Origin of the sequence: Claveliimonas sp. (assembly GCF_037273965.1) — a bacterium.
GTDB classification, from domain to species: Bacteria; Bacillota; Clostridia; order Lachnospirales; family Lachnospiraceae; genus Claveliimonas; species Claveliimonas bilis.
The window spans coordinates 1-9,197 of sequence record NZ_JAYAZJ010000049.1 but is presented as its reverse complement, the minus strand read 5'-3'; the positions used below and the strand labels follow the sequence as shown (position 1 = coordinate 9,197).

General features: G+C 48.3%; 7 protein-coding genes. 6 read left to right on the top strand and 1 reads right to left on the bottom strand.

Annotated elements, in window-relative coordinates; translation table 11 throughout:
* The first annotated feature begins 175 nt into the window (after positions 1-175).
* The 6 genes from WJ238_RS03370 to WJ238_RS03345 all read left to right on the top strand — a co-directional run bounded on the left by WJ238_RS03370 (position 176) and on the right by WJ238_RS03345 (position 8,091).
* Entirely contained in the window at positions 176-1,777 is a 1,602-nt protein-coding gene (locus WJ238_RS03370) for a response regulator (protein ID WP_230107368.1), read from the top strand.
* A 12-nt stretch (positions 1,778-1,789) separates the two neighbouring features.
* On the top strand, positions 1,790-3,592 hold the full coding sequence (locus WJ238_RS03365) for a sensor histidine kinase (RefSeq protein WP_337606145.1): 1,803 nt from the start codon (positions 1,790-1,792) through the stop codon (positions 3,590-3,592).
* Positions 3,567-4,865, top strand: coding sequence for an ABC transporter substrate-binding protein (locus WJ238_RS03360; protein WP_337606144.1), 1,299 nt, complete (start codon positions 3,567-3,569; stop codon positions 4,863-4,865). Before WJ238_RS03365 ends, WJ238_RS03360 begins: the two co-directional genes overlap by 26 nt.
* A gap of 145 nt (positions 4,866-5,010) precedes the next feature.
* Positions 5,011-6,315: an ABC transporter substrate-binding protein gene (locus WJ238_RS03355; RefSeq protein ID WP_256193423.1), complete on the top strand. Its 1,305-nt coding sequence runs from the start codon at positions 5,011-5,013 to the stop codon at positions 6,313-6,315.
* A gap of 96 nt (positions 6,316-6,411) precedes the next feature.
* Positions 6,412-7,254: a carbohydrate ABC transporter permease gene (locus WJ238_RS03350; RefSeq protein ID WP_230107364.1), complete on the top strand. Its 843-nt coding sequence runs from the start codon at positions 6,412-6,414 to the stop codon at positions 7,252-7,254.
* Entirely contained in the window at positions 7,255-8,091 is an 837-nt protein-coding gene (locus tag WJ238_RS03345; RefSeq protein ID WP_230107363.1) for a carbohydrate ABC transporter permease, read from the top strand.
* A 46-nt stretch (positions 8,092-8,137) separates the two neighbouring features.
* Here WJ238_RS03345 and WJ238_RS03340 read toward each other — a convergent pair whose 3' ends face one another.
* On the bottom strand, positions 8,138-8,737 hold the full coding sequence (locus WJ238_RS03340; protein WP_331489921.1) for a biotin transporter BioY: 600 nt from the start codon (positions 8,735-8,737) through the stop codon (positions 8,138-8,140).
* Positions 8,738-9,197 lie beyond the last annotated feature (460 nt).

Genomic DNA, 9,197 nt, shown 5'->3' with positions numbered 1-9,197 from the left:
TTTTCAAGTGTCAGTAAGGAAGTACATGAGTTTAATTTTTTATATACCATGTATAGTTTTTGTTACAGGTTTTTCTCCTGGAGGACTTAAAATAGTACATGATGATATGATAAAATAGAATCAGTGTACCGGTCAGCAGGAGGTTGGCCGGGCGCTCCTGGAAGAAGAGGTTTTTATGAAATTATTGAAACTTGTGATCGTGGACGATGAACCCATCCTGCTGCAGGGACTGCTTGACACCTATGACTGGGCGGATATGGGCTTTAAGGTAGTGGGCTCGGCCCAGAGCGGCGAACAGGCCATAGAAGTGATCAAAGAGACAAAACCCCATGCGGTGCTGACGGACATCCGGATGAAGCAGATCACGGGGCTTATGGTGATGGAGGAGATCCAGAAAACGGACATGGACTGCATGTTTATCGTCCTCAGTGCCTACCGGGATTTCGACTATGCCCAGCAGGCCTGTGATCTGGGGGCTTTTGCTTATCTGCTGAAGCCTATTGAGGACGAAAAGCTTAGGGAGACCATGGAGGCAGCCTACCGGACCTGTATGGAGCAGATGGAGCAGGAGGCCAGGTATGAGAGCTGGGAGAAACTTCTGGTAAAGGATGGGACCAGCTTTCAGCAGGTGGTTGTGCAGAATTATGTCCGGGACAGGCTCCCGGAGGAAAAAGTGGAAGAAGTTTTCCGGACGCTGGGGGATATGCCTGGAAATGAGGAGCGCTTTATCACTGTGTATGCGGATATAGATGTGGCCTACAAGATCACGGATTACCTGGATTATGAAGCGGCCAGATTCTCACTTCTTAAAAGGCTGGAAGAAGAGTTGGAGAGCCGCTATTTCTGCTGGCGGGCTGACGGGGAGGAGACGGGCAGCGCATTTATCGTCCGCACCACGGACAAAGAGGCGGTGGGAAAGCTGAAGCACTTCCTGGAATACATCAAAAAGGAGGAGCAAAGCAGGGTCATAGCCGCCATATCCAAGCCCTACAAAGGAATTGCCGGGATCAAAAGAAGTTATGTGGAAGCACGGAAGCTGTTCGAGATTGCCAGTGTGTCCGGAGCGGGTGCTTTTACTTCCCCGGAGGGGGTGGAGCTGCCGGACCAGGCGGCGACGGCCGGAGAAAGCGGGGACAGGGACAACCTCATCGTGAACGCTGTGCGCAGGAACAGTGAGAAAGAGCTGAAGGAGGCCTTTGTCCAGTTTGTCTACGGGCTGCCCCATGAGGAGGAACAGCAGCGGCAGCATCTCCACCGGATGATGCTGAAAGTGGAACTTATGCTCCAGGCATCTTACGGGCTGACGGAAGATATCCGGGAAAAGTTCCGGGGCTATTATGATAATCTGAGGAGCATCAGCGCGGCTAAGATGGTTGATGTCTGTTATCGGATCCTGTGCGCGGCCATTGAAGTGAGAAAAAGCGACGCAAAACAGGATGAGACAAGATATTTCAAAGAGTACATGTCAGAGGCAGTGGCCTACATAGAGGAGCATCTCAGGGACGAGGAACTGTCTATTGTATCTGTAGCTTCCCATATTTATCTGAACCCGGTCTATTTTGGGAGGGTGTTTAAAAATACGTTCCACATGACGTTTAAGCAGTATCTTCTCCAGCAGAGGATGGAGAAGGCCAAAAAGCTGCTGGAGGAAGGAAAAGGCAGTATCGGAGATATCTGTGAAGCGGTGGGGATCCACAACCCGTCCTATTTTTCCCATGTGTTCAAGCAGTACACGGGAAAGCTCCCAAGCGAATACAAGAAAGAGTATGAGGGATAGACAGAAATCAATATGAAAAGAAACGAGAAGGTATCCGGTATACAGAAAAAATATCTGAAGTATACAGCGGCGCTCCTGGGGCTTGCGCTTCTTCTCTCCAGCCTGGGGGCCGGCCTGTATATAAAGAACAGGCTGACCCGGGCGGTGATCGCAAAATACGAGTTTATGACGGAGAGAATGGGCATCAGTCTGGAAAATCTGTTCCGTCAGAGCGATGAGGCGACGGCAGAGTGCGTCCTTTATGACGATGTGCAGCAGAGCCTGCGCAGTAAGGGGCTGGAGGAAGTCAGCCGCATTGGTCTGAGTAAGTATTTCGCCTATGTGGGGCTGGAGCACATCGCAGATTATTGCTATGTGGATAATAAAGGGAACGTATACAGTAAATCCTATTCAGATGTAACCTTTGAGGATGTGACGGACAGCGGTTTCCAGGACTATCTGGGAGAGGACTACGCCCGGACGAAATGGTTCTGGGCGAAGGATACGCTTTTTGGAACAGAGCAGGAGGCGCTTTTTATCGGAAGGTATGTCCGGAGCATGGAGTACGCCCACGAGCCCGGAATGTTGTTCTTCAAGATGGATGATGCGTTTCTGGAGGGGATCACAGGGACAAGTGGAGAGCTGACAAGCGAGGCGGCGGTTGGAATTATCGACACCAAAGGACAGCTCTGTTTTTCCTCGGTCCCGGAGGAATTCAGCCTGGGTAAGAAGCGCCAGGCAGATATTTCGGAGCGTATCGCCGGGAGCGGATCTGCCGGTATGATCCTGGAGGGGGAGCAAATTCCTGGAGGCGTTCTGTCGGCGTACCGGGATGAGGCCAGCGGGCTGGCGGTCTTTTCTTTTGTGCCGGACAAAGTTTTGAACCAGGGGATCTTCCCTGTTTTCCTGGTGCTGGCCGGGATCTACCTTGTAGTGCTGGCTGCGGCTGCGGTGCTGAGTATTTATTTCTCCAGAAGATTTACAAAGCCCATCCAGGAGATCCGGACGGCCATGGCGGAATTTGACGGCAGCAATTTTGATCGGACCATAGAGCTTCACACAAACACAGAGCTGGACGAGATCGGTCACTCCTACAATGAACTGCTCGGGAATATCCAGAGGCTGCTGGAGGAGATCAAGGAGCAGGAGAGAGAGCTGCGCACATCGGAGCTGAACATGCTGATCAGCCAGATCAATCCCCATTTTCTGTACAATACACTGGATACGATCTATATGCTGGCACGGATCAACAAGGAAGAGACAACTATGCGGATGATCCAGGCCCTGTCCAGATATCTGCGGCTGTCGCTGAGCAAAGGAAACGATATAGTGACTGTGGAAGATGAGCTGGAGAATGTGAAGAGCTACTTGGAGATCCAGCAGATACGAAATAGAGATCTTTTCTCATATAAAGTGGAATGCCAGGTGGATGCCGCCCATACAACCGTTCTGAAGTTGGTTCTGCAGCCTCTTGTGGAAAATGCAGTAAAATATGGATTCCAGGATATTTTTGAGGGAGGACAGATCCGGATCACTGTGTGGAAGGAAGAAGGAGAGCTGTACCTGGAGGTGTATAATAATGGCACCCCCATGGAGGCGGACATGGTGCAGAAGATCAACGGAATGAACAAGCTGCCGCTGGGAGAGATGAAAAACAGCTTTCCGGATAAGAGGCATGGCTACGGCGTGGTAAATATTTTGACCCGGCTTCGGCTGAAGTACGGGGACGGGGCGGCTTTTTACTGCAAAGCGGAAGCTGATGGAACAACGTGTACAATTAAAATTCCTCAAGGAGACGGGCAGGAGGCATATGAGCAGGAACAGATACAGATTTAAAGGAAGATTCATACAGGCGGCAACGGTTTCCCTGCTTTTCTCCGTAGCAGCCGCAGGCTGCGCGGGAAGGCAGACAGAGGAAAAAGCAGGCGGGGAGGAGGTGTCCATCCCGGTCATCCTGATCGTGGACTCCTCTACAGGAAATAAAAATGAGGAGGATGTGATCCAGGCATTCAATGTATTGTATGATGGAAAGTGGCAGGCGGATGTGGAGTGGGTCATGGAGACGGAGGAAGAGTACCGGCAGAACCTGAAACGGCAGAATGTGACGGATACCCTCCCGGCAGTTATTACGGATCTTCGGATGCTTCCCGCTTTCTATTATACGATGATCCAGGATGGCAGGATCGAGGAACTGTCCGGATATATCAAGGAAGATGAAGAGTGGATGGAGATGATCGAGTCGTCGGTGCTGGAGTCCTGCAGCGAGGAGGACGGCAGTATTTATCTGGGCCCTGTCAGTACGGCGGCATTTTCCTGTTCCGGGATTTTCTGGAATGAGGAGCTGTTTGCCCAGGCAGGCATTGAAGAATTTCCTGACACATGGGAGGAATTTTGGCAGTGCTGTGAGAAGCTGGAGAGCTGCGGTATCACTCCGCTGGCCCTTCATACGGAAGGGACAGCCTGGGTGCCCATGCTTTTTGCCACGGCGGAGACAGCCTCCACGGAGGAAGGGCTGCAATTCATGCAGCAGTTCTACCCGGACACCTACCAGGGTGAAAGCGGGCTGCGTATTGCCCGGACACTGGAGCGGCTGTTTCAGTACACCACAGATGATGCGCTGTATGTTGATTTTGATGTGTCCTATGAAAATTTTTTCTCCGGGAAGGCAGCTATGATTCCCAACGGATACTGGATGATGGATCAGATTCCGGAAGAGTGGCAGGACAAAGTAAGATTCTCGGCATTTCCGGAAAACAGGCTGATCTCATCTCCGGAGACGTTTGGCTGGGCCATTGTGTCCAGCTACAGCCAGGAAGTCAAAGAGGGAGCGGCGGCTCTTCTGAAGCTGCGCACGCAGATGAACATGGGGCAAAGGGAGGAACTGTTTGAGAAGAACCCGGATTCCCTGACCCAGGCGGAGAGGGACTATATAGAGACTTACAAAAGCGGTCCGGTCCTTGTCCCTAACTACCAGGTGAAATGGAACTCCATCCTGCAGGAGGAGACGCTGGGAACCATCCTCCCTGATCTGGCCCAGGGCAAGATCAGCCCGGAGGAATTTACAAGAAAAGAAGATGAGAGCATCCAGGAATTTCTGGAGGAGCAGTGATACTTCAGAGCCGGAGAACATACCGGCGCTGAAGTATTTTTTTTGGCATTCCTGGTTTTCTATTTGATAACGGGGAGGAGAAAAGGGCGGTTATAATAATCCCAGAACAAAGAAAACCGAGGTTTTCAGAAAGGTGAGGAAGGATATGAAAAAGAAAAAAGTAATATCATTATTATTAGTTGCGGCGATGACAGCAGGCCTGGCAGCAGGATGCGGAAGCTCCTCCGATTCCGGGGACAGCGGAAGCAGCGAAGCAGAAGGAAAGGTATATTACCTCAACTTTAAACCTGAAGCGGACGATTACTGGCAGGAACTGGCGGAAGTCTACACAGAGGAGACGGGCGTGGAGGTGACAGTTCTGACAGCAGCTTCCGGAGAGTATGAGAAAACTCTGAAATCAGAAATGGCAAAGACAGATGCGCCTACCCTGTTCCAGGTAAACGGACCGGTGGGACTGGCAAGCTGGAAAGACTACTGTTATGATCTGTCTGATTCTGACATAGCAGGGGAGCTGACAGACGACAGCTTTGCGCTGATGGATGGCGATAAGATGGCAGGTATTGCCTACGTTATCGAGAACTACGGCATTATCTACAACAAGGACCTTCTTGAGAAAGCAGGCTACACAGCAGAGGATATCACAGACTTTGACAGCTTTAAAAAGGTAGTGGAAGACATCACGGCAAGAAAGGATGAACTTGGATTCTCCGCATTTACATCAGCAGGAATGGACAGTTCATCTGACTGGAGATTCAAGACACATCTGGCCAATCTTCCGATCTACTATGAGTACAAGGATGAGGGTATTGACAATACAGACGCCATCAAGGGCACATACCTTGACAATTACCGCCAGATCTGGGATCTGTACATCAATAATGCAACCTGCGAACCGACAGAGATTTCCACAAAGACAGCCGACGACTCCACAGCAGAATTTGTGACAGAGGAAGCAGTCTTCTACCAGAACGGTACATGGGAGTACAACAATATTGCGGATATCGGAGATGAGAACCTTGGCATTCTTCCGATCTATATCGGAGTTGAGGGTGAGGAGAACCAGGGTGTCTGCACAGGAACAGAGAACTACTGGTGTGTAAATTCCCAGGCATCTGAAGAAGATATCCAGGCAACACTGGATTTCATGAACTGGTGCGTAACTTCCGATGAAGGTGTAGAGGCTATGTGCAAAGATATGGGATTTGTCATTCCGTTCAAGTCCAACCTTGAGTCTGAAAATACACTGGTGAATGAAGCCAACGCATATATGGAAGACGGAAAAACACCTGTGACATGGGTATTCTCAACCATGCCTTCTGAAGAGTGGAAAAACGGTGTAGGTTCTGCGCTGACAGCATATGCGGCAGATCAGACAGATGCCAACTGGGATAAAGTTGTAAGCGCGTTTGTAGACGGATGGGCTACAGAAGCAGCGGCATCGGCAGAGTAATCTTTCCGGAAGAGCTGAAAGATATATAGAATTGAACAGGAAAGCGGCGGGCAGAAAAAGTCTGAACGCCGCTTTTTCAGAAGGAGGAGGATTTATATGGAAAAAGCGATCAAGCGGTATATGCCTATCTTTGTGCTTCCCACATTCTGCGCGTTTATCCTTGGATTTATTATTCCGTTCATAATGGGGATCTGGCTTTCGTTCTGTAAATTTACCACAGTCACAGATGCGAAATTTGTCGGATTATCCAATTACATTGAGGCATTTAAGGACACTGTATTCAGACATTCTTTCTGGTATACAGCCCTTTTCGCTGTGGTCTCTTTGGTGGTGATCAATGTGATCGCCTTTGCCCTTGCCATGGCGCTGACACAGAAAATGCGTGGAACCAATATTTTCCGCACGATCTTTTTTATGCCGAACCTGATCGGAGGCATCGTACTTGGCTATATCTGGCAGCTTATTTTTAACGGCATACTGGCTCGTTACAATACAGCGTTGGGACTGAATGAGTGGTATGGATTCTGGGGACTGATTATTCTGGTGAGCTGGCAGCAGATTGGTTATATGATGATCATTTACATTGCAGGGCTTCAGTCCATCCCCGGAGATGTGGTGGAGGCGGCCCAGATCGACGGCGCATCGAGGATCCAGAGACTTTTCAAAGTGACCATCCCCATGATGATGCCATCCATCACCATCTGTATGTTCCTGTCTATTACCAATGGATTCAAGCTCTTTGACCAGAACCTGTCACTGACGGCAGGAGAACCGTCCAAGATGTCCGAGATGATGGCGCTGAATATCTTCAACACATTCTACGGACGTACCGGATGGGAGGGCGTCGGACAGGCCAAAGCGGTGATCTTCTTCGTCATCGTTGTGGCTATCGGTATGCTCCAGCTTAGGGCTACCCGTTCAAAGGAGGTGCAGCAGTAAATGAAAAAGAGAAGCAGGATAAGCGCAGCTGGGACCGGTATCTTTACCATTCTTGGACTGGTTTACATCGCCCCCATACTGATCGTGCTTATGAATTCCTTTAAGAAAAAAGTATATATCAACAAAGAACCCTTTACGCTGCCGATAGAAAAGACATGGAACGGCCTTGAGAATTATCTGACAGCCATTGACAAGTACGAGCTGCTCAGCGCCGTGGGCTGGACGGTATTTATTACCGTTGGCTCCGTACTGGTGATCCTTGTGTGCACATCTATGTGTGCCTGGTATATTACAAGGGTAAAGACAAAGTTTACAAAGCTTCTCTATCTGCTCTGCGTGTTCTCCATGGTAGTACCTTTCCAGATGGTGATGTTCACCCTGTCTCTGGTGGCGGACCGGACCAGGCTCAACACACCCTGGGGAATTATCATCATTTACCTGGGATTCGGGGCAGGACTGGCAGTCTTTATGTTCTGCGGCTTTGTAAAGTCCATCCCGCTGGAGATCGAGGAAGCGGCTCTTATCGACGGCTGCACGCCTCTTCGCACCTTCTTTTCTGTGGTGCTTCCTATTATGAAACCGACATATATATCTGTGGGGATACTGGAAACCATGTGGATCTGGAATGACTTCCTCCTGCCATACCTCGTGCTGGACCTGAATGAATACAAGACCATATCCATTGCGATCCAGTATATGAAGGGAAGCTACGGACGGGTGGATATGGGCGCCATCATGGCGGCGCTGATCCTGGCGGTCATCCCGGTGATCATTTTCTATCTGTCCTGCCAGAAGCATATAATCAAAGGTGTGGCAGCAGGCGCAGTAAAAGGATAAACTATAAAAAAGCAAAGAGAGGGCTGCCCGGTGGGGGCAGCCCTTTTTAAGAAATTCCTGCATTTACTCGTTTCCAGAGCTCCGGACCGAGAATGACAGTCAGAATAATTTTTACAGAATCTCCTGCCAGATACGGAATGACGCCAATAGCTAACGCGGCAGTAAAAGACAGCTCCATTTGAAATGAGAGCCAGTATGTACCGAATAAGTAAAGGACAGCGGTTCCGGCGATCAGACCGATAGCATGAAAGATACGGTTTTGCGGAAAATGATCTATGATAAGTCCGCCGATTATAGTAAGGAAGATAAAACCGATCAGGTATCCTCCGGTGGGACCGGCAAATTTGGCAAATCCTCCGGAAAAGCCGGAAAATACAGGAAGTCCGGCAAGCCCCAGAAGAAGGTAGATAATGTAACTTAAAGTAGCTTTCTTCCATCCCAGAAGATAGATACTGAATCCGATGACAAGATTTGTCAGCGTGATCGGTACAGGGCTGAAAGGAATGGGAATAGAAAGCGGTGCCAGAATACAGGTCACAGCTGTTATTAAAGCAGTCAGTACCATAGAACGCGTGGAAAGGCAAATGCTGCCTGGAGATGCTGTCTGTGAAGGGTGTTGTGGTAAGTCATCTGGTTTTTGAAACATAGCTACAATCCTCCTGTAAAATACTTTATAAAAAGTATAAAAGAAGGAAGGTTAATTGTCAACCAAATAAAAAGTAAAGTTAACAATATGAAGTGAGCGAAATGGTGAAAAAATATAAATTATCAGAATATTATTATACAATAAGAAAATTATAAATTAATTAAAATAAAAATAAAAAATAGTATTGACAAATAAAAGGGGTGGTGCTATTATAAAGTCAATCCAAAAGAAATCCAATAAACCAGATAAAAGTTATATATTAAATTTAATAAAATTTATTTCTGACGAGAAAGGAAATAAATAAAAAGTAATAAGTATAATATATAAATAATATCTGAAAAGGATTTCAAAATATATTTCATATGTTGGTGAGATATATAGAGCGGAAATAAAACGGAAGGAGGCTTAATCCATTGGACAATTCAGAATTTCATAATCAGTATATCGGTGGTAAGGCAAA

Bases quoted from the DNA above. Each gene is read 5' to 3' on its own strand.
- WJ238_RS03370 (WP_230107368.1), top strand. From the start codon at position 176: ATGAAATTATTGAAACTTGTGATCGTGGACGATGAACCCATCCTGCTG.
- WJ238_RS03365 (WP_337606145.1), top strand. From the start codon at position 1,790: ATGAAAAGAAACGAGAAGGTATCCGGTATACAGAAAAAATATCTGAAG.
- WJ238_RS03360 (WP_337606144.1), top strand. From the start codon at position 3,567: ATGAGCAGGAACAGATACAGATTTAAAGGAAGATTCATACAGGCGGCA.
- WJ238_RS03355 (WP_256193423.1), top strand. From the start codon at position 5,011: ATGAAAAAGAAAAAAGTAATATCATTATTATTAGTTGCGGCGATGACA.
- WJ238_RS03350 (WP_230107364.1), top strand. From the start codon at position 6,412: ATGGAAAAAGCGATCAAGCGGTATATGCCTATCTTTGTGCTTCCCACA.
- WJ238_RS03345 (WP_230107363.1), top strand. From the start codon at position 7,255: ATGAAAAAGAGAAGCAGGATAAGCGCAGCTGGGACCGGTATCTTTACC.
- WJ238_RS03340 (WP_331489921.1), bottom strand. From the start codon at position 8,737: ATGTTTCAAAAACCAGATGACTTACCACAACACCCTTCACAGACAGCA.